Below are 18848 nucleotides of genomic sequence, written 5' to 3'. Positions count from 1 at the left end.
ATGTCCACCACGTCCGCCACGCCCAGCACCTTCAGCACGCTCAGCACATGCACCACGTCTACAACGGGATGCCCGCGGCCGACCTGGGCGAGCAGGGCTGGGAGTCCCCGTGGAGCGGTCCCAACGGGGGCCAGTGCGTGCAGACGAAGCAGCTCGCCGACGGCCGCGTGGCGCTGCGGCAGTCGACCGACCCCGCCGGCCCGGCACTGATCTACACCCCCGAGGAGATCGCCGCGTTCCTCGCGGGCGTCAAACGGGGCCTCGCCGACCACCTCGCCGCCGGCTGAACCCACGGGACACGCGAGACCCGCGAGACCCGCCGGCGCGACCGAACTCGTACGGGCGGGATCCGGCCGCCTCCGGCCCGACCTGCCCGAAAACTCCACACCCCACCCCACACCCACCCCCCACGGACACTCCGAAAGGCACAGCATGACCACCTCGAACGCCGCGCGGGACATCGACACCAGCAGGCCGCACTCCGCCCGCATGTACGACTACTACCTCGGCGGCAAGGACCACTTCGAGGTCGACAAGCAGGCGGCCGAGACCGTCGCGGCGGCCTACCCGGGGATCTTCACGTGCGCCCTCGAGAACCGCGCCTTCATGCACCGGGCCACCCGGGTCCTCGCCCGCGAGCACGGCATCCGCCAGTGGCTGGACATCGGCACCGGCATCCCCACCGAGCCGAACCTGCACCAGGTCGCGCAGTCCGTGGTCCCCGAGGCGCGGGTGGTCTACGCCGACAACGACCCGCTCGTCCTGAAGTACGCCGAGCGCCTGATGCGCAGCACCACTCAGGGCCGTACGACCTACGTCGAGGCGGACGTCAACGACCCCGGCACGCTGCTGAACTCGCCCGCGCTGGCCGAGATCCTGGACCTGGACCAGCCGGTGGCCCTGTCGCTCAACGCCCTCATGCACTTCGTCACCGACGCCCAGGACCCGTACGGCATCGTCGGCCGGCTGCTGGAGGTACTGCCCTCGGGCAGCGCGCTGGCCCTGAGCCACTGCACGCCCGACTTCGACCCGGCCACCTGGCAGAAGGTCACCGACATCTACACGGGCGCCGGCACGCCGGTGCAGTTCCGCGCGCAGAAGGACGTCGCCCGCTTCTTCGACGGGCTGGACCTCCTCTCCCCCGGCGTCACGGTCGGCCACCGCTGGCGCCCGGACGGCCCCGTCGAGGCCACGGACGCCGAGGTCAGCCTCTGGACGGGCGTCGGCATCAAGCCGTAACCAGGTACTGAGAGGTACGCACATGCAGCACATGGCCGACGTCATCGCGGACGCCTATGCGCTCGGCAGCGGGCCGTGGACCGTCGAACCCGTCACCCGTGGCGCGCTGGGGCAGATCTGGAAGCTGTCCGGGAACGGCTCGTCATGGGCGGTGAAGGAGCTTCTCTTCGGCTGCGACGAGGCGCAGGTCCGCCGGGAGTCCGCGCTGCGCGACGCCGCCGAGGAGCTGGGCATCGCCTCGCCACGGCTGCTGCCGAACCGCGCGGGCACCCACGTCTCGCGGCTGGCCCCCACGCCGGACGGGTCCGACGGGTCCTACGTGAAGCTGTACGACTGGGTCGACGGGACACGGGCGGACGCCTCCGACCCGGAGATCCTGAGCTGGTGCGGCCGGACCCTGGCCCTCCTGCACACGGCAGGCGCGGGCACGAGCGAGGCACTCGATCCCTGGTACGAGCAGTGCCCCGAGGCCGCCGACTGGGCGAGGCTCCACGAAGGGGTCCGGCGGGCGGGCCTGCCGTGGTCGGACGCGCTGGGCCGTTTCATCGCCACGTCGGCCACCGACCTCGCACCCCACGTCACGCCGTCCGGCACCGGCGACCGGGTGACCTCGCACCTCGACGTACAGCCCCAGAACGTGCTGGTCGGCCCGACCGGACCGGTTCTCCTCGACTGGGACAACGCCGGACCGATCCCGGCGGGCCGCGAACTCGCCCGCGCCGTGTACATCTGGTCGGGCGGCAACCACTTCGACGCCACCGCCGCCCGACGCGTGCTGCGGGCCTACCGGGAGGCCGGAGGGGGCCCGGTCGTCAAGGGCCTGGACTCCTTCTCGATGCTCTTCGCAACGGCCCTCAACTACATCCGCGTCCAGACCGAGTCCGCCATCGACCCGACCCTGACCCCGGCGCAACGCGACTTCGCCAGCCACCAGGCCGTCACCTCCCTGCACACGGTGCCCGACCTGACCGCGGTCTCACGACTGGCGGAAACGCTCGACGCCGAGTACTGACGGGGGGCTGACGAAGAGTGTCAGTGCTCCCGGGCGGGAAGGCGGTCCAAGCCCGTGTCGCGCATGATGCGGTCGACGGTCTGGGTGAGGGTGCTGTCGGCGCCGATGACGGTCTCGACAGCGCCCGGCAGCAGATCCAGATCCTTGTACCAGTCCCGCAGGTCCGCCTCGCCGACCTCGTGGGCGATCGGCTTGCCGGCGTGGCGTACGAGGGTTTCGGCGAACGGCACGTGGAGGTAGTAGCCGTGGGTCGGGCCGCGGTGGTCCGTACGCAGTCGCGCGAGCATGGCGGCGTAGCGGTCGGCGTACAGGATGCCCTCGATGACGACGTGATACCCGGCGTCCAGTGAGTAGCGGGCGACAGCGTCGATCAGGCCGACGTTCGCCGCGCCGGGGCGGTCGTGCTCGCGCAGCACGACCCGGCGGAGGTTGTCCTGACCGACCAGCGCCAGACCGCGGCCGAACCTGTCCCGCAGGCCGGCCGCCACCGACGACTTGCCCGAGGCGCTGTTGCCCCGCAGCACGATCAACCGGGTCTCCCGGGCACCCACCATCACCCCCGCCACGCTACCGGCGCCGACACGACGGCGGGGTGCTTCTCCGCACGGCCGACCGGCGGCAGGGAGTCGACGGCGGCGACCGGAGCCGCTCAGTGCTCCGTTTCCTTCGTCGGCCGGCCGGGTGGGGTCTCGCCTGCGGTGAGGTGTTCCAGGACCTCGACCAGTTCCTGGCAGGCGTGTTCCACGGAGCGTCTGGTGTTGCGTTGCTCGGTGATCACCGCGGAGAGGAGCAGCGCGGTGAGGGCCATCGTGCCGTTGAAGGCCTGGAGCTTGATCATCACCTCGACGCGGGTGAGGCCCTCGAAGGGGCCGACCTCGTCCGTCGCGGCGATCGTGGCCATGACCGATGTGAAGAGGGCGCACAGCATGCTGCCGGCGAGCTGGAAGCGCAGCGCCGCCCAGATCAGCAGCGGGTAGACGAGGAACAGCAGGCTGACGGGGCTGTGCGTGGCCAGGGGGACGAGGGCGCAGGCGGTCAGGGCCAGGCCCGAGGCCTCTTTCCAGCGGGACAGGCGCAGGGGGCGGCGCACCGTGTGCAGGACGAGCAGGACCGGGGTGACGATCAGCACGCCCATCGCGTCGCCGACCCACCAGGCCAGCCAGACGGGCCAGAAGCTGTGCTCGGCGAGCCGGTCGGTGAGGACGAGCAGACCGACGCCGATGGTCGAGCTGAGCAGCATGGCGGTGAGAGCGCCCAGGAAGACCAGGGCGAGGCCGTCCCGTAACCGGGCCAGGTCGGTGCGGAAGCCCACCCCGCGGAGCATGAGGTACGCGCAGACGGGGGCGGCGGTGTTGCCCACCAGGTTGCCGATCACCACGGGCCGGAGCGGGGTCAGGGACATGATCACGAGGAGGGCTCCGAGGGCGATGCCGACCCAGGAGCGGAGCCCGAAGATCAGCAGGCAGGCCACCGCCACGCCGGTGGGCGGCCAGATGGGCGTGAAGACGGCGCCCTCGACGACCAGCTCCCGCATGAGCCCCAGCCGCCCCGCCGCGTAGTAGCAGACGGCGACGGCCAGCGTCTCGACGGCGAAGACGGCTGGTCGGCGCAGATCCGGGGTACCCACCACAGCAGCCATCAGACACCGGCGCGCTGCCGTCGGCGAGGCGGGAGACACCGGGTCCGGGCCCTATGGCTGAACCCGGGGTCCGCCGGGCCCGGCCCTACGGCTCAACCCGGGGGCGTCCGGGCCCGGCCCTATGGCTCAACCCCGGGGGCGTCCGGGCCCGCCCGTCCGTCGTGGCGTACGACGAGCACGGCGGCGTCGTCCTCGTGGCCGACGCGCTCCGCGCCCTTGATCACCTCGGCGGCGAGCGCGGCCGCGTCCATGCCCGCGACGGCGGCGCTGCCCGCGAGCCGTACGACCTGGTCGAGGCCCTCCTCGACGTTCAGGGTCGGCCCCTCCACCACCCCGTCCGTGAGCAGCACGAACACTCCGCCCTGGGTGAGCCGGTACCGGGTGACCGGGTAGTCCGTGCCGCCTTGGACGCCGAGGGGCGGTCCGCCCTCGTCCTCGGCGACGCCGGACCTGCCGTCCGCCGTGGCCCACACGCACGGGACGTGCCCGGCCCGGGCGCTCTCCAGGATCCCGGTGGCGGGGTCGAGGCGCATGAAGGTGCAGGTGGCGAAGAGGTCGCTGCCGAGGGAGAGGAGCAGTTCGTTGGTCCGGGCGAGGAGTTCGCCGGGCTCGCCGGTGACGGAGGCGAGGGCGCGCAGGCCGACCCGGACCTGGCCCATGAACGCGGTCGCCTCTATGTTGTGGCCCTGGACGTCGCCGATGGACAGGCCGATGCGCCCGTCCGGCATGGTGAAGGCGTCGTACCAGTCGCCGCCCACGTTGAGGCCGTAGCAGGCGGGCGCGTACTGCACGGCCAGGCGGAATCCGGGGGCCGCCGGCAGGTCCCTGGGCAGCATGCCGCGCTGGAGGGCGAGCGCCAGCTCGACGCGGGAGCGCTGGAGCTCCGCGCGCTCGCGCGCCTGGGCGGTCAGCGAACCGAGCCTGGCCAGCAGCTCGTCACCGTCGTCCGTGGGGCGCTTGCGGAACATCGATCACTCCGGCGGGACGGCAGCTCGTCGGGAGGGCGGCCCCCGACCCATGCGGGCAAACCTCACATTTTACCTTTAGAGGATGATAGCGGCCCACGGCTGTGAACATCAGGGGCCGACCCCTGCCCGACCCCGACTGCCCCCTACACGCTGAGTGCCGCCCGTACCGTCTGCTCGGCGTCCGTGCCGCCCTCGCCGGAGGAGGTCACGCGGCCCGCCTCCAGGACGTGGTAGTGGCGGGCGGCGCGCATGGCGAAGCCGACGTGCTGTTCGACGAGGAGGACGGAGAGTCCGCCGCGCCGGGCGAGCGTCAGGATCGTCTCCTCGATCTCGGCGACGACGGAGGGCTGGATGCCTTCGGTCGGTTCGTCGAGCAGGAGCAGCCGCGGCCTGGTGACCAGGGCCCGGGCGATGGCGAGCTGCTGGCGCTGCCCGCCGGAGAGCAGACCGGCGCGCCGCCCGGACAGTTCGCGCAGGACGGGGAACAGGTCCAGCGCCTCGGCGATCGCCTCCCTGCCCGCGGGGCGGCCGTCGGCGACGAGCTGGAGGTTCTCCGCGGTGGTGAGGTGCGGGAAGGACTGCTGGCCCTGCGGGACGTACGCCATCCCGCGCGCGACGCGCTGGTGCGGGGCGAGGCGGGTGATGTCCTCGCCGTCGAGCCGGACGGTCCCGCCGGTCGGCCTGATCAGGCCCATGGCGGCGCGCAGCAGGGTGCTCTTGCCCGCGCCGTTGTGGCCCAGGACGGCCGCGACGCCGTCCTTCGGCACCGCCACGGTCACCCCGTGCAGGACGGTGGTGCGGTCGTAGCCCGCCCGGACGTCGTTGATCTCCAGCATGTGCAGCGTCTCCAGCGTCTCTGGCATGGGTGTCACGCCTCCTCGGCGACGGGCACGGCAGCGGCGGCCGGTTCGGGCACGGGCACGGTCACGGGTTCGGAGGCGCGGCCGAGGTAGACCTCCTGGACCTTGGCGTCGGCCTGGACCTCGGCGACGGAGCCCTCGCTGAGGACTTTGCCGGCGTGCAGGACGCTGACGCTGCGGGCGAAGGAGCGCATGAAGTCCATGTCGTGCTCGATGACGACGACGGTGTGGTCCGCGCTCACCCGCTGCAACAGCTCGCCGGTGGCCTCGCGTTCGTCGTGGCTCATGCCGGCGACGGGCTCGGCGCGGCGGTCGGCGGCCGGGCCTCGCTGGTGGGCGCGGTGCTCGGCGCGATCGCCGTGGCCTGGGCGCAGAGCACCCTCTCCGACGCCTTCCCCGCCGCGTGGACGTACCTCCAGGGCCTGCTGTTCGTCCTGGCGGTCGGCTTCCTGCCCGGCGGCCTCGCCTCCCTCGGGGTCCTGCGCGGACGCCGTACCCGTAACCCCACCCGTACCGCCACCACGGCCTTGCGGCTGGCGGAGGTCCAGCAGCCGAAGGTGGCCGCGACCTTGTCGTCCTTGATCAGCGCCTCGGCCTTCTCGGCGAAGGTGGGCCAGTCGGAGGCACCGTCCTGGCTGACGGCCTTGAGCTTCTTGCCGAGCACCCCGCCGGCCGCGTTGATCTCCTTGATGGCGAGCAACAGCGCGTTGTGGACGGTGACTTCGCTGATGGCCATGGTGCCCGACAGCGAGTTCAGCAGACCCACTTTGACCGTGCTGCCGGAGGTGTCGGCGGAGGCGCCGGCCCCGTCCGTCGAGGTGCTGTCACCGGTCTTGGCGCCACAGGCGCTGAGCGCGGCGGTGGCGCCCACGGCCGAGATACCGGCCAACAGGCCTCGTCTGCTGATGCTGAGCCCGGACATACGAAACCTCCGTGCCCCGAGGGGCGATGCGAAGAGAGCGGAAGGACACTGGGGACAGTGGAAGCGCGCCCAGCCTGCGAGGAAACTGTTTCCCCCGCGTTTCCGCGCAATTGAAGAACAGTTTCTGGCGGAAGTAATTACGCGAGCATTGTTACTTCCTACGGAAAGGATCTATTCGCCTTTCCGGTAGGCTCCCGCCAACCCCGCACGGGGAACCAGGACTTCGAGCGCAGGAGTGGCGATGGCGAGGCGGCCCCAGGAACTGCTCCGTCTGCTGACCCGGGCCGAGCGCCTCGCCGTCCGCCGACTCCAGTCCGTGCTCGACGAGTTCGACTGCTCGGTGGAGGCGTGGCGAGTCCTGGACCTGCTGTCGGACGGGCAGGGGCACCACATGACGGCCGTCGCCGACCACGCCTTCCTGCCGGCCCCGAGCGCCACCAAGCTGATCGACCAACTCGTCGACCAGAACCTGGTGTTCCGCCGGATCGACCCCGCCGACCGGCGCCGCGTACTGGCCTGCCTCACCCCTCGGGGCCTACGGCGCTGGCAGCGACTGATCCGCGAAGTACGGGCCGACTGGGCCGAGTTGGAGCCCCTGCTCAGCGACGAGGACAAGGGCACGGACCGTGACCCGGCGGGCCTGCTGGAGCGGCTGGACCGGCTGGCCGGGGTGCTGGAGGACGAAGAGGACGTCACAACAGCTCGTGCGGAGCGCGCAGTTGGGCGAGGACGTTGAAGTCGAGCCCGTCCGCCCGGGCCAGGTAGATGCGCTGGCGCACATGCCGGCCGTCCAGACTCAACAGGCCGCGCGGACCCTCGTACGAGACGGTGTCGGCGGCCGCTCCGATCGCGGACACGTCCAGGGTGCGGGCCCGTTCGATGAGCGCGGCGAGCAACAGGACGCCCTCGTAACAGGATTCGCCGAGACTGCCCGGCGTCGGGGCGCTCACGCCGAAGCGGTCGGCGTACTGCCCGTGGAAGTCCATGGTGTTCTGGTCGGCCAGTGAGGCGAAGAAACCGGCGGTGCTGTAGAGGTCGGCGGTGGCCTCGGGACCGCTGCCCAGCAGCATGTTCTCGTCCATCAGCGTGCTCAGCCTCAGACAGCGCTGGTCGAGTCCGGCGGCGGCGAAGGCCCGGTTGAAGCGGACCGCGTCACTGCCGACGAGCAGCATCAGGACGGCGTCGGCGTCGGCCCGCTCGATGCGGCGCAGCACGTCGTGGAAGTCGTCCGCGCCGAGCGGGAGGTACGCCTCGCCGCAGACCCGGCCGCGCGCGTCGCGGGCGTAGCGGCGGGCGGCGCGGGCGGTGCGCCGGGGCCAGACGTAGTCGTTGCCGACGACGAACCAGCGGCGCACCCCCCCGGGACTCGGTCAACAACCGCATGGCGGGCAGCAGTTGCCAGGCGGGGGTCTCGCTGGTCAGGTAGACGCCGTCGGTGCGCTCGCCGCCCTCGTAGAGCGCGGTGTAGACATAGGGCACCCGGTGGGCGATGCGCGGGGCGATCGCCTGCCGCACCGAGGAGATGTGCCAGCCGGTGACCCCCTGGACGGCGCCGGTGGCCACCAGGGCCTCCACGTCCTCCGCGACCCGCTGCGGTTCGGCGCCCCCGTCGACCTCCAGGAGCCGCAGCTCCTTGCCCAGCACACCGCCCGCCTTGTTGACCTCCTCGGCGGCCAGCCGCGCGCAGGTCTCGCAGGTGGGGCCGAACACGCCGGCGGGCCCCTGCATCGGGTACACGAGCGCGACGTTCAGCGTCGAGCCGTCGACCGTGAACCATTCGGGCACGCTCAAGGGAACGGGGCCAGGGACGGGGACTGAGCCGGGGACGGGCCGCTGCATGGCCCCATGATTGCCGTACCGCTCCCCCGGCCCACACCGCACCCCGTATCCAGACCGTTTCGTAGACATCCGGCCGCCGCCACCAGAGAGCCTCCGGTCCTGCGGGCCTCCGGACCTCCGCCCCGACGGCCGTAACGCCCGTATGCCGACGAAGGCAGCCGGTCTCGCGGCGCGGACGCCCGCGCGATCCGATCGGCGACGCCGTGACCGCGCGCGGGCACGCGCGGGCACGAACGCCGCGTCGTCGTCGCCGGGCCCACCGCCGCCTTCGCGCTGCGACTCGCCCCCCGGCACCGCCGGCCCGGCGGGCCTCGGGTCAGCCGCCCAGTGCCGCGTCGACCACGTCCTTGGCCTCCTCCTGGACCCGGCTGAGGTGGTCGGGGCCGAGGAAGGACTCGGCGTAGATCTTGTAGACGTCCTCGGTGCCCGACGGGCGGGCCGCGAACCAGGCGTTGGCGGTGGTCACCTTGATGCCGCCGATGGCCGCGCCGTTGCCCGGGGCCTCGGTGAGCACGCCCGTGACCGCCTCCCCCGCCAGGGTGTCGGCGGTGACCTGGGCGGGCGAGAGCTTGGCGAGCAGCGCCTTCTCGTCCCGGCTCGCGGGGGCGTCGATACGGGCGTAGGCGGGCGCGCCGAACCGCTCCGTCAGGGCGGTGTAGTGCTGCGATGGGGTCTTCCCGGTGACCGCCGTGATCTCGGAGGCGAGCAGCGCGAGGATGATGCCGTCCTTGTCGGTGGTCCAGACGGAGCCGTCGCGGCGCAGGAAGGACGCGCCGGCCGACTCCTCGCCGCCGAAGCCGAGCGAGCCGTCGACCAGCCCGTCCACGAACCACTTGAACCCGACGGGCACCTCGACCAGCCGGCGCCCGAGGTCGGCGGCGACCCGGTCGATCATCGAGGACGACACCAGGGTCTTGCCGATGCCCGCGGCGGCGGGCCACTGCTCGCGGTGCGCGTAGAGGTAGGCGATCGCGGCGGCCAGGTAGTGGTTGGGGTTCATCAGGCCCGCGTCCGGGGTGACGATGCCGTGCCGGTCGGCATCGGCGTCGTTGCCGGTGGCGATGTCGAACCGGTCGCGCTGCCCGATCAGCGAGGCCATCGCGTACGGCGACGAGCAGTCCATGCGGATCTTGCCGTCCCAGTCGAGCGTCATGAAACGCCAGGTGGGGTCGGTGAGCGGGTTGACCACCGTGAGGTCGAGGCGGTGCTGTTCGGCGATCCGACCCCAGTAGGCGACCGACGCCCCGCCCAGCGGGTCGGCGCCGATGCGGACGCCGGCGGCGCGGACCGCGTCCAGGTCGAGGACGCTCGGGAGGTCGGCGACGTACGTGCCGAGGAAGTCGTAGCGGCCGGTCGTGGGCGCGGCGAGGGCCTGGGTGTAGGGGATGCGCCGTACGTCCTTCAGGCCGGCCGCGATGATGTCGTTGGCGCGGTCCTGGATCCAGGACGTGGCGTCGGAGCCGGCGGGGCCGCCGCTCGGCGGGTTGTACTTGAAGCCGCCGTCGGCGGGCGGGTTGTGCGACGGGGTGACGACGACTCCGTCGGCGAGGGCGGCGGCGCGGCCCCGGTTGTGGGTGAGGATCGCGTGCGAGACGGCGGGCGTGGGCGTGTAGCCGTCGGCGCTGTCGACGAGCACCGTCACGCCGTTGGCGGCGAACACCTCCAGGGCGGTGACCTGGGCGGGCTCGGACAGGGCGTGGCTGTCGGCGCCGAGGAAGAGGGGGCCGTCGGTGCCCTGGGCCGCCCGGTACTCGCAGATGGCCTGGCTGGTCGCGGCGATGTGGTCCTCGTTGAACGCCGTGTTCAGCGACGAGCCCCGGTGTCCCGAGGTGCCGAACGCCACGCGCTGCGCCGGGTCGGCCGGGTCGGGGTGCAGCGCGTAGTACGCGGTGACCAGCCGGGCGACGTCGACGAGATCCTCGGGGCCGGCCGTCCGACCCGCTCGCTCGTGCTGCATGTGCCCGCTCCTCCACATCGGTTGACCATGGACCTACGGTTCCATCTTCCCTTGCGGGAGCGGCTGTCCGCGAGTACGGGCCGCTTTCCGGCCGGGGCGGGGCGAGGAGCGTCACGTCGGTGGATCTGAGTAGCCGTACTCAGGCGCGGGTCGTCCCCGCGCCACGACACTGGGGCTCCGACCGCCCTTACCGGAGGCTCCCTCGTGTTCAGCCGTGCCGTCATCGCCCTGACGCCGTTCTTCGGGCGGCTCACCGTCACCAGTGAGATCAAGCTGCGGCTGCCCGCGGGGACCATCTTCGTGGCCAACCACGACTCCCTGGCCGACCCCGCCGTCGTCATGACCGCGCTGCGGCGGTTCGAACTGGAGCCGGTGGTCATGGCCACGGCAGGCCTGTGGCGGATCCCGCTGCTTGGCAGGGCGCTGACCCGCGAGGGGCACATACCGGTCCACCGCCGGACGGCCCACGCGGCGCTGGCCCTCGACGCCGCCGCCGAGGCACTGGCCGGCGGCCGGCACGTACTCCTCTACGGCGAGGGCGGGCTGCCGGGACGCCGGGACGCGGCGCCCACCGCGCCGGAGCCGTTCCGCACCGGCCTCGCCCGCCTGGCGCAGGCGACCGGCGCGCTGGTCGTGCCGGTGGGCCACGCGGGCGCGCGGCGGATCGCGTCGGGGTCGGCCGCGAAGCAACTGGCGGGCACGCTGACGGCCCCGGTCCGGCGCCCCCACTGCCACGTCCACCTCGGCGCACCCCTGCGCCTGCCCACGGAAACGGAGAGCGGCACGACGGCCGCCCGCCTCGCCGTCACCCGCGCCTGGCGAACAGCGGCCCGCGCCGTCGGCGAACACCCGAGGTAGCGGAAACGCCCCCGGCACGGCCGCCGGAAGCCGAACCCAACGGCGCCGGGCCCGGACGACGTCCCCCACCCGCGCCGCCCGCAGCGACGCCGTGAATGATCCCGAAGCAACACCACACCCCCTGGGCCGGCACCTCGAGCCGCACCTCGCCGGCGACCGCCCCATCCGGCGGGCCCACTCGCACGTACTCGCCAACGCCCACGCCGTAACGGGCACCCGAAGCGACAGAGCATCCCTTGCGTCCCTTGCACGGGCACCTGAAGCCGCACCCCACCGGCGGAGCACACCCGCACACACCGGCCAACGCCCACGCCGTAGCAGGCATCCGAAGCGACAAAGTGTCCCTTGCACGGGCACCTGAAGCCACAACCCACAGCGCAGCGCACCCAGGGGGTGCGACCCGCACTCGTCTGCCGGCTCGCACCCAGGTCTGGGCGAACCCCCGAAGACGCCCCCGCCGAACCGCCGGCGGCAACGGCAACCGCAGCGGCCCCACCGGCACCGCCCGCCCGCCGTCTCCCGACCCGGCCCCCGGCCGGGCGACACCGCGGCCGAGCTCGCCGGCAACCCCCTACCGAAGCGGCACCCCCGCCGGAGGCGCTGGCGCCCCCGCCGGAGGCGGTGCCGTGCTGTCGCGTAGGACCAACCGCGTGGGCACCAGCGTGGTGCCGTGTTCCGAGCCGTCCGGCCGCATCGTGTTCAGCACCGCCTGGACGCAGAGGCGGCCGACCTCGGCGAAGTCCTGGTGGAGGGTGGTGAGCGGGGGCAGGAAGGAGCTGGCCTCGGGGATGTCGTCGAAGCCGATGACGCTGACGTCCTGCGGCACCCGGCGACCGCGTTCGTGCAGGGCGCGCAGCAGGCCCAGGGCCATCTGGTCGTTGGCGGCGAAGACGGCCGTGCACTCGTCGTGGGCGGCGAGTTCGAGGCCGGCCCGGTAGCCGGAGTCGGCGGACCAGTCGCCCCTGACGAGGGGCGGCGCGGTGCGGCCCGCCTCGGTGAGGGCGGCGCGCCAGGCGTCGGCGCGGCGCTGCGCGGCGAACGAGCCCTCGGGGCCGCCGAGGTGCCAGACGGTGTCGTGGCCGAGGTCGAGGAGATGCTGCACGGCGGCGCGGGTGCCGCCGGCCTGGTCGGTGTCGACGACGGTGTAGTGGTCGCCGGCGTCGGAGTCCACGACGACGACCTGGACGTGCGGCGGGAGTTTGACGGTCGCCGCGTCCAGCAGGTGCACCTCCATGATGACGATCACCGCGTCGACGGCCAGTTCCTCCAGCCGGGAGAACGCGCCGCGCACCTCGTCGGTGGTGGGGACGGCCACCGGCAGCAGCGTCACCGCGTACCCCTCGGCGGCGGCCGAGGTGGCGATCGCCTCCAGGGTGCGCACATTGCCGGTCGTGGACAGCGTGAACGTGATGACGCCGATGGTGCGGAACTCCCCGCGCTTGAGGGCGCGGGCGGCGCTGTTGGGCCGGTAGCCGAGTTCCTTCATGGCCGCGAGCACCTGTCGGCGGGTCTCCTCGTTCACACCGGCGTAACCGTTGGAGACGCGGGAGACGGTCTGCGAGGACACCCCGGCGAGGCGCGCGACGTCCGCCATGGAGGCCGTGGCCCGGGGGGCCCGGGGGCGTCTCGGCACCTTCGCGGGTGTTTTTTCAGCCATGTCCACTCGGTGTGCGCACCTCTCTGTCGGCTCAGGTGTCACGGTCACCCCGATGGTCTCTTCAGAGGACCCTTGACCTTCGTTATCGGCGCAGTGTAGACATGCCGCCATCAGATGTTTACGTAAACATAACAGCTCATCGAGCCCCTTGCGTGGCAGATGTTTACGCAAACATCATGGTGGCGGCGGGCGTCCGGACATCTCCGCGCAACGCCGCCGGCTCCAGGACTGGACGAGCGAGGAACGACATGACGACGCTGCAACCGCCGGTGGCCGCCGAGCCGCGGCCGGCACCTCCTCCGGCGAAACGGGACCGCCGCTCCTGGACAGGGTGGGGTTTCATCGGTCCTTTCGTGGCCGTGTTCGCCCTGGTCTTCCTGGCCCCGATCGTGTATTCGATCTACCTGAGCCTCTTCCGCGACCAGCTCATCGGCGGAAACCAGTTCGTCGGCCTGGACAACTACGCGCAGGCGCTCAAGGACGACCAGTTCTGGGCTTCCCTCGGCCGGGTGTCGCTGTTCCTCGCGGTCCAGGTGCCGGTCATGCTCGGCATCGCCCTGCTGGCGGCGCTCGCGCTGGACAGCGGGCGGCTCTACGGCAAGAGCTTCTTCCGCATCACGATCTTCCTGCCGTACGCGGTGCCCGCCGTCGTCGCCACCCTGATGTGGGGCTTCATGTACGGCACGGAGTACGGCCTGGTCGGCGACATCAACGAGGCGTTCGGTGTCACGCTGCCCAACCCGCTCTCGCCCGACCTGGTGCTTGCGTCGATCGGCAACATCGTGACCTGGGAGTTCGTCGGCTACAACATGCTGATCTTCTACTCGGCGCTGCGCGTCATCCCGCACTCGCTGTACGAGGCGGCGGAGATCGACGGCGCCGGACAGATCCGCGTCATCACCGCGATCAAGCTGCCCGCGATCCGCGGCGCCCTCGTGATCGCGACGATCTTCTCCATCATCGGCAGCTTCCAGCTCTTCAACGAGCCGAACATCCTGCGGCCGCTCGCGCGCAACGCCATCACGACCGACTTCACCCCGAACTTCTACACGTACTCGCTGTCCTTCAACGGCCAGCAGCACAACTACTCCGCGACGGTGGCCATCATCATGGGCCTGATCACGATGGTGATCGCCTACGTCGTGCAGCTACGCGGCATGCGCAAGGGAGCGTGACCCGATGAGCACCCCTCTCACCACCGCCTCCCCGTCCGCAACCGAGGAGCCGACCGGCCCCGGCAAGTCCGCGCCCCGGCTGCGCAGTGTCGCCCGCAAGCACAGCGCCGGGCGTCCCAAGCGCAGCGTGCTGCTGACGGTGCTGGCCACGCTGGTCGTCGTCTACACCGTGGTGCCGCTGATCTGGCTGATCATCAACGCCACCAAGACGCAGGCGGGCCTGGCCGATTCGAACGGGCTGTGGTTCGCCCACGACTTCGCCCTGTGGGACAACATCCGTGACACGTTCACCTACGACGACGGCGTGTTCACGCGCTGGCTGCTGAACACCCTGATGTACGTGGTGCTCGGCGCCGGCGGCGCGACTCTCCTCGCGGTGCTCGGCGGGTACGCGCTGGCGAAGTTCGACTTCCCCGGCAAGAAGGGCATCTTCGCCCTCGTCATCGGCGCGGTGGCCGTCCCGGGTACGGCGCTCGCGGTGCCGACCTTCCTGATGTTCAGCAAGATGGGCCTCACCGACACCCCCTGGGCGGTGATCATCCCGTCGCTGGTCTCGCCGTTCGGCCTCTATCTGATGTGGGTCTTCGCCACCGAGGCCATCCCCACCGAACTCCTCGAGGCCGCCCGCATCGACGGAGCCGGCGAGGCGCGCACCTTCTTCACCGTGGCGCTGCCGCTGCTCTCCCCCGGCATCGTGACCGTGCTGCTGTTCACCACGGTCGCCACCTGGAACAACTACTTCCTGCCGCTGATCATGCTCAAGGACTCGGACTGGTACCCGCTGACCCTGGGTCTGAGCGTGTGGAACTCCCAGGCGGAGACCATCGGCGGTGACGTGATCTTCAACCTGGTGATCACCGGTTCGCTGCTCACCATCCTGCCGCTGATCGCCGCGTTCCTGCTGCTCCAGAAGTACTGGCAGTCGGGTCTGGCCGCCGGCAGCGTCAAGGAGTGACCCCGCGGCCCCCGGGCCGCCCCCAAACCCCACGTACAGCCCTTGTTCGGCCCGCGTCTCGCGCGACCCCCACCCTCACCTGTCCCACCCACGAAGAAGTGGAAGCACCTCCATGCGCAGAAAGTCCAGCCGCCTGCTGCGCGGCATCGCCCTCCTCTCCACCCTCGCCCTGGGCGCCACCGCCTGCGGCAGCTCGGACGACAGCTCCGACACGAAGGCGGTCTCCGCCTCGGACATCCAGGCTGCCCTGAAGAAGGGCGGGACGGTCACGGTCTGGTCCTGGGAGCCCACCCTGAAGACGGTCGCCGCCGACTTCGAGAAGAAGTACCCCAAGGTCAAGATCAACCTGGTCAGCGAGCGGTCCGGCGACAAGCACTACACCGCCCTGTCGAACGCGATCTCCGCCGGCAAGGGCGTGCCCGACGTCGCGCAGGTCGAGTACTTCGCGCTGGGTCAGTACTCCCTCACCAAGGGCCTGACGAACCTGGCCCCGTACGGCGCCGACAAGCTCGCGTCGAAGTACACGCCGGGCCCGTGGAACGCCGTGAGCGACGGCGACAAGGTGTACGGCCTGCCGATGGACTCCGGGCCGATGGCGCTGTTCTACAACAAGAAGGTCTTCGACAAGTACAAGGTCGCCGTCCCGACCACGTGGGACGAGTACGTCGACGCGGCCCGCAAGCTGCACAAGGCCGACCCGAAGGTCTACATCGCCGCCGACGCCGGCGACGCGGGTCTCACCACCAGCCTGCTGTGGCAGGCCGGTTCGCGTCCCTACAAGGTCGACGGCACCAAGGTGAAGATCGACTTCGCGGACGCGGGTGCCAAGAAGTACACCGACACCTGGCAGAAGCTCATCGACGAGAAGCTCGTCGCGCCCATCTACGGCTGGACCGACGACTGGTACAAGGGCCTGGGCGACGGCACCATCGCCACGCTGCCCAGCGGCGCCTGGATGCCGGCCAACTTCGTGACCGGCGTGCCCGGCGCCAAGGGTGACTGGCGCGCGGCCCCGATGCCGTCCTGGACCAAGGGCGACAAGGCGAGCACGGAGAACGGCGGCAGTTCGCTGACCGTGCCCGCGCTGGCCCAGAACAAGGAACTCGCCTACGCCTTCGTCGAGTACGCGAACGCCGGTGACGGTGTGCAGACCCGCGTCAAGCAGGGCGCCTTCCCGGCGACCACGGCGGAGCTGAAGTCCACCGAGTTCCAGAACACCAAGTTCGACTACTTCGGTGGCCAGCAAGCGAACAAGATCTTCGCCGAGTCGGCCGCCAACGTCGCCTCCGACTGGTCGTACCTGCCCTTCCAGCAGTACGCCAACTCGATCTTCAACGACACCGTCGGCAAGGCCTACGTCTCGGGCACCAAGCTGTCGGACGGTCTGAAGTCGTGGCAGGAGGCCTCCGTCAAGTACGGCGAAGAGCAGGGCTTCACCATCGAGAAGTAGCCGACAAGTAGCCGAGAAGCAGTCGGCGAACAGTCGGTACGCAGTAATCGGTACGCAGTAAGCAGTCGGTACGCAGTAAAACGCCGGGCGGCGCGGCTCCCGGGCCGCGCCGCCCCCGTGCACCACCTTCGGAAGGACCGCCATGATCTCCACCCTCCAGTCCCGCATGCTGCGCGGGGCGGACGGTGACCCCGCTCCGCGTCTGGCCTACGGGGCCGACTACAACCCCGAGCAGTGGCCCCGGGACGTGTGGGAGGAGGACGTCCGGCTGATGCGGGCGGCCGGTGTCACCGTCGTCTCCGTGGGGATCTTCTCCTGGGCCCGGATCCAACCGGGCCCGGACACCTGGGACTTCGGCTGGCTCGACGAGATCATGGACCTGCTGCACGCGGGCGGCATCGGCGTCGACCTGGCCACCGCCACCGCCTCCCCGCCGCCCTGGCTGACCACCGCGCACCCGGAGATCCTGCCGGTCACGGCGAACGGCGAGACGCTCTGGCCGGGCGCCCGCCAGCACTGGCGGCCGACCTCGCCGGTGTTCCGCGAGCACGCCCTGCGGCTGGTCCGGAAGATCGCCGACCGCTACCAGGACCATCCGGCGCTGGTCGCCTGGCATGTCTCCAACGAGCTGGGCTGCCACAACATCTACGACTACTCGGACGACGCGGCCCGTGCCTTCCGGGTCTGGCTGCGCGCCCGTTACGGCAGCCTCGACGCCCTCAACCACGCCTGGGGCACGGCGTTCTGGTCGCAGCGCTACAGCGACTGGGAGCAGATCCTGCCGCCCCGGCTGGCCGCCTCGCACCCGAACCCCACCCAGCAGTTGGACTTCAAGCGGTTCTCCTCGGACGCGCTGAAGGACCACCTCGTCGCGGAGCGCGAGATCCTGCGGGAGATCACGCCCGGTGTCCCGGTCACCACCAACTTCATGGTGATGGGCGGCACCAAGGGCATGAACTACCCGGACTGGGCCGGCGAGATCGACTTCGTCTCCAACGACCACTATGTGCACCCCGGCCCGCAGGACCGCGACGAGCTGTCCTTCTCGGCGAACCTCGTCAGCGGCATCGCGGGCGGCCGGCCGTGGTTCCTGATGGAGCAGTCCACCAGCGCCGTCAACTGGCAGCACGTCAACGTGGCGAAGCGGCCAGGCGACCTGGCCCGTGACTCGCTGCTGCACGTGGCGCACGGCGCGGACGCGGTGTGCTTCTTCCAGTGGCGGCAGTCGGCGGCCGGCGCCGAGAAGTACCACTCGGCGATGGTCCCGCACGCCGGCGAGGACAGCGACCTGTTCCGCGCCGTGGCCGACCTGGGCGCCACGCTCAAGTCCCTTGCCCCGGTGGCGGGTTCGGAGCGCGAGCCGGCGGCCGTCGGCATCCTCTACGACTGGCAGTCGTGGTGGGCCAGCGAGCAGGACTCCCACCCCACCGCCCTGCTGGACTACCGGCAGGAGGCGCTCGACTGGTACTCGGCGCTCCTCGCCCTCGGCATCCGCGCCGACCTCGTCACCACCCGCGCCGACCTCTCCCGCCACCGGGTGCTCGTCGCGCCCGTGCTGCACGTCGTGCCGGCCGAGCTGGCCAAGGAGCTGACACGCTACGCCGAGCAGGGCGGCCACCTCGTCACCACGTACTTCTCCGGCATCGTCGACGAGAACGACCATGTCTGGCTGGGCGGTTACCCGGGCGCGCTGCGCGACCTGCTCGGCATCCGCATCGAGGAGTTCGGTCCGCTGCTCGCCGGGGAGAGCGTGGAGCTGGACGACGCCACCTCGGGCAGCCTGTGGACCGACCGGATCACCGTGACCGACGACTCCGACACCGAGGTCCTGGCCCGTTACCGCACCGGTGTGCACACCGGACGTCCCGCGGTCACCCGGCGTACCACGGGCGGCGGTTCGGCCTCGTACGTCTCCACCCGGCTCGGCGTGGACGGGCTGCGCTCGCTGCTGCCCCGGCTGCTGGAGCCGGCCGGTGTCAGCAGTGAACTGCCTTCCAGCGCACGGGGGTTGGTCGAGCTGACCGTCCGGCGCGGTGCTGAGGGCCGGTTCCTGTTCCTCGTCAACCGGACCGACGACACGGTGGCCGTGCCGGGTCTGGACGGCGACGTGCTGATCGGCGGCGACGGCGCGGACAGTACCCCCGGCACCCTCGTCCTCGGGCCGCGCGAGGTCGCCGTACTGCGGCAGCCCGGCGGCTGAACCGACGCACCACCCGCACTTCATGGCTCCCGGCCCGGCGCTCGACCGGGCCGGGAGCCATCCCCTCCTGCGCGCGTGACGGGAGGGGCCCACCACAGCGACCGCACCGCAGTTGGG

General features: G+C 71.4%; 15 protein-coding genes and 4 pseudogenes. 10 read left to right on the top strand and 9 right to left on the bottom strand.

Annotated elements, in window-relative coordinates; all coding sequences use genetic code 11:
* The first annotated feature begins 47 nt into the window (after nucleotides 1-47).
* The 3 genes from BMZ82_RS14345 to BMZ82_RS14335 all read left to right on the top strand — a co-directional run bounded on the left by BMZ82_RS14345 (nucleotide 48) and on the right by BMZ82_RS14335 (nucleotide 2251).
* On the top strand, nucleotides 48-287 hold the full coding sequence (locus BMZ82_RS14345; protein WP_093775722.1) for a DUF397 domain-containing protein: 240 nt from the start codon (nucleotides 48-50) through the stop codon (nucleotides 285-287).
* Between the two features lie 145 nt (nucleotides 288-432).
* Nucleotides 433-1239, top strand: coding sequence for an SAM-dependent methyltransferase (locus BMZ82_RS14340; RefSeq protein WP_093775555.1), 807 nt, complete (start codon nucleotides 433-435; stop codon nucleotides 1237-1239).
* Nucleotides 1240-1261: 22 nt separating this feature from the next.
* Nucleotides 1262-2251 carry a phosphotransferase enzyme family protein gene (locus BMZ82_RS14335; RefSeq protein ID WP_093775553.1) on the top strand — a complete coding sequence of 330 codons (990 nt, stop codon included), beginning with the start codon at nucleotides 1262-1264 and terminating at the stop codon, nucleotides 2249-2251.
* A gap of 20 nt (nucleotides 2252-2271) precedes the next feature.
* Here BMZ82_RS14335 and BMZ82_RS14330 read toward each other — a convergent pair whose 3' ends face one another.
* From BMZ82_RS14330 to BMZ82_RS14310, 5 genes and pseudogenes are all read right to left on the bottom strand, one after another.
* Nucleotides 2272-2805: a P-loop NTPase family protein gene (locus BMZ82_RS14330; protein ID WP_177244501.1), complete on the bottom strand. Its 534-nt coding sequence runs from the start codon at nucleotides 2803-2805 to the stop codon at nucleotides 2272-2274.
* A gap of 95 nt (nucleotides 2806-2900) precedes the next feature.
* Nucleotides 2901-3890, bottom strand: coding sequence for an MASE1 domain-containing protein (locus BMZ82_RS14325; protein WP_177244492.1), 990 nt, complete (start codon nucleotides 3888-3890; stop codon nucleotides 2901-2903).
* A 119-nt stretch (nucleotides 3891-4009) separates the two neighbouring features.
* Nucleotides 4010-4858 (bottom strand): PP2C family protein-serine/threonine phosphatase, encoded by an 849-nt coding sequence (locus tag BMZ82_RS14320; RefSeq protein ID WP_093775548.1) that lies wholly within the window; start codon nucleotides 4856-4858, stop codon nucleotides 4010-4012.
* 143 nt (nucleotides 4859-5001) lie between these two features.
* Nucleotides 5002-5694 (bottom strand): urea ABC transporter ATP-binding subunit UrtE, encoded by a 693-nt coding sequence (urtE, locus tag BMZ82_RS14315; protein ID WP_093775720.1) that lies wholly within the window; start codon nucleotides 5692-5694, stop codon nucleotides 5002-5004.
* A gap of 32 nt (nucleotides 5695-5726) precedes the next feature.
* Nucleotides 5727-6020: pseudogene (locus BMZ82_RS14310) on the bottom strand (ABC transporter ATP-binding protein); the annotation flags it as partial.
* Here BMZ82_RS14310 and BMZ82_RS41780 point away from each other — a divergent pair.
* A pseudogene (locus tag BMZ82_RS41780) lies at nucleotides 6015-6242 on the top strand (urea ABC transporter permease subunit UrtC); the annotation flags it as partial. The pseudogenes BMZ82_RS14310 and BMZ82_RS41780 overlap by 6 nt on opposite strands.
* Here BMZ82_RS41780 and BMZ82_RS14300 read toward each other — a convergent pair.
* A pseudogene (locus tag BMZ82_RS14300) lies at nucleotides 6230-6640 on the bottom strand (transporter substrate-binding protein); the annotation flags it as partial. The pseudogenes BMZ82_RS41780 and BMZ82_RS14300 overlap by 13 nt on opposite strands.
* Before the next feature lie 241 nt (nucleotides 6641-6881).
* Between BMZ82_RS14300 and BMZ82_RS14295 the strand changes: the two are divergent.
* Nucleotides 6882-7376: a MarR family winged helix-turn-helix transcriptional regulator gene (locus BMZ82_RS14295; protein ID WP_093775546.1), complete on the top strand. Its 495-nt coding sequence runs from the start codon at nucleotides 6882-6884 to the stop codon at nucleotides 7374-7376.
* On the opposite strand, the pseudogene BMZ82_RS14290 reads toward BMZ82_RS14295, so the two are convergent.
* Nucleotides 7333-8479: pseudogene (locus BMZ82_RS14290) on the bottom strand (substrate-binding domain-containing protein). The gene BMZ82_RS14295 and the pseudogene BMZ82_RS14290 sit on opposite strands and share 44 nt — an antisense overlap.
* 316 nt (nucleotides 8480-8795) lie before the next feature.
* Entirely contained in the window at nucleotides 8796-10436 is a 1641-nt protein-coding gene (pgm, locus tag BMZ82_RS14285; protein ID WP_093775544.1) for a phosphoglucomutase (alpha-D-glucose-1,6-bisphosphate-dependent), read from the bottom strand.
* 204 nt (nucleotides 10437-10640) lie between these two features.
* On the opposite strand from pgm, the gene BMZ82_RS14280 reads away from it, so the two are divergent.
* Nucleotides 10641-11294 carry a lysophospholipid acyltransferase family protein gene (locus tag BMZ82_RS14280; RefSeq protein WP_093775542.1) on the top strand — a complete coding sequence of 218 codons (654 nt, stop codon included), beginning with the start codon at nucleotides 10641-10643 and terminating at the stop codon, nucleotides 11292-11294.
* 571 nt (nucleotides 11295-11865) lie between these two features.
* Here BMZ82_RS14280 and BMZ82_RS14275 read toward each other — a convergent pair.
* Entirely contained in the window at nucleotides 11866-12951 is a 1086-nt protein-coding gene (locus tag BMZ82_RS14275) for a LacI family DNA-binding transcriptional regulator (protein WP_256251905.1), read from the bottom strand.
* Nucleotides 12952-13199: 248 nt separating this feature from the next.
* On the opposite strand from BMZ82_RS14275, the gene BMZ82_RS14270 reads away from it, so the two are divergent.
* The 4 genes from BMZ82_RS14270 (at nucleotide 13200) to BMZ82_RS14255 (ending at nucleotide 18731) form a co-directional block, all read left to right on the top strand.
* A complete protein-coding gene (locus BMZ82_RS14270) occupies nucleotides 13200-14126 on the top strand; it encodes a carbohydrate ABC transporter permease (protein WP_093775537.1) in 927 nt (308 codons plus the stop codon).
* Between the two features lie 4 nt (nucleotides 14127-14130).
* Complete coding sequence (locus BMZ82_RS14265; protein WP_093775535.1) at nucleotides 14131-15081, top strand: carbohydrate ABC transporter permease; 951 nt, start codon at nucleotides 14131-14133, stop codon at nucleotides 15079-15081.
* A 112-nt stretch (nucleotides 15082-15193) separates the two neighbouring features.
* A complete protein-coding gene (locus BMZ82_RS14260; RefSeq protein WP_093775533.1) occupies nucleotides 15194-16531 on the top strand; it encodes an ABC transporter substrate-binding protein in 1338 nt (445 codons plus the stop codon).
* Nucleotides 16532-16673: 142 nt separating this feature from the next.
* Nucleotides 16674-18731 (top strand): beta-galactosidase, encoded by a 2058-nt coding sequence (locus tag BMZ82_RS14255; RefSeq protein WP_093775532.1) that lies wholly within the window; start codon nucleotides 16674-16676, stop codon nucleotides 18729-18731.
* Nucleotides 18732-18848 lie beyond the last annotated feature (117 nt).

This window comes from Streptomyces sp. yr375 (genome assembly GCF_900110755.1).
GTDB lineage: Bacteria > Actinomycetota > Actinomycetes > Streptomycetales > Streptomycetaceae > Streptomyces.
The sequence above is the reverse complement of the archived record's forward strand: the minus strand, read 5'-3'. Positions and strand labels throughout refer to the sequence as shown.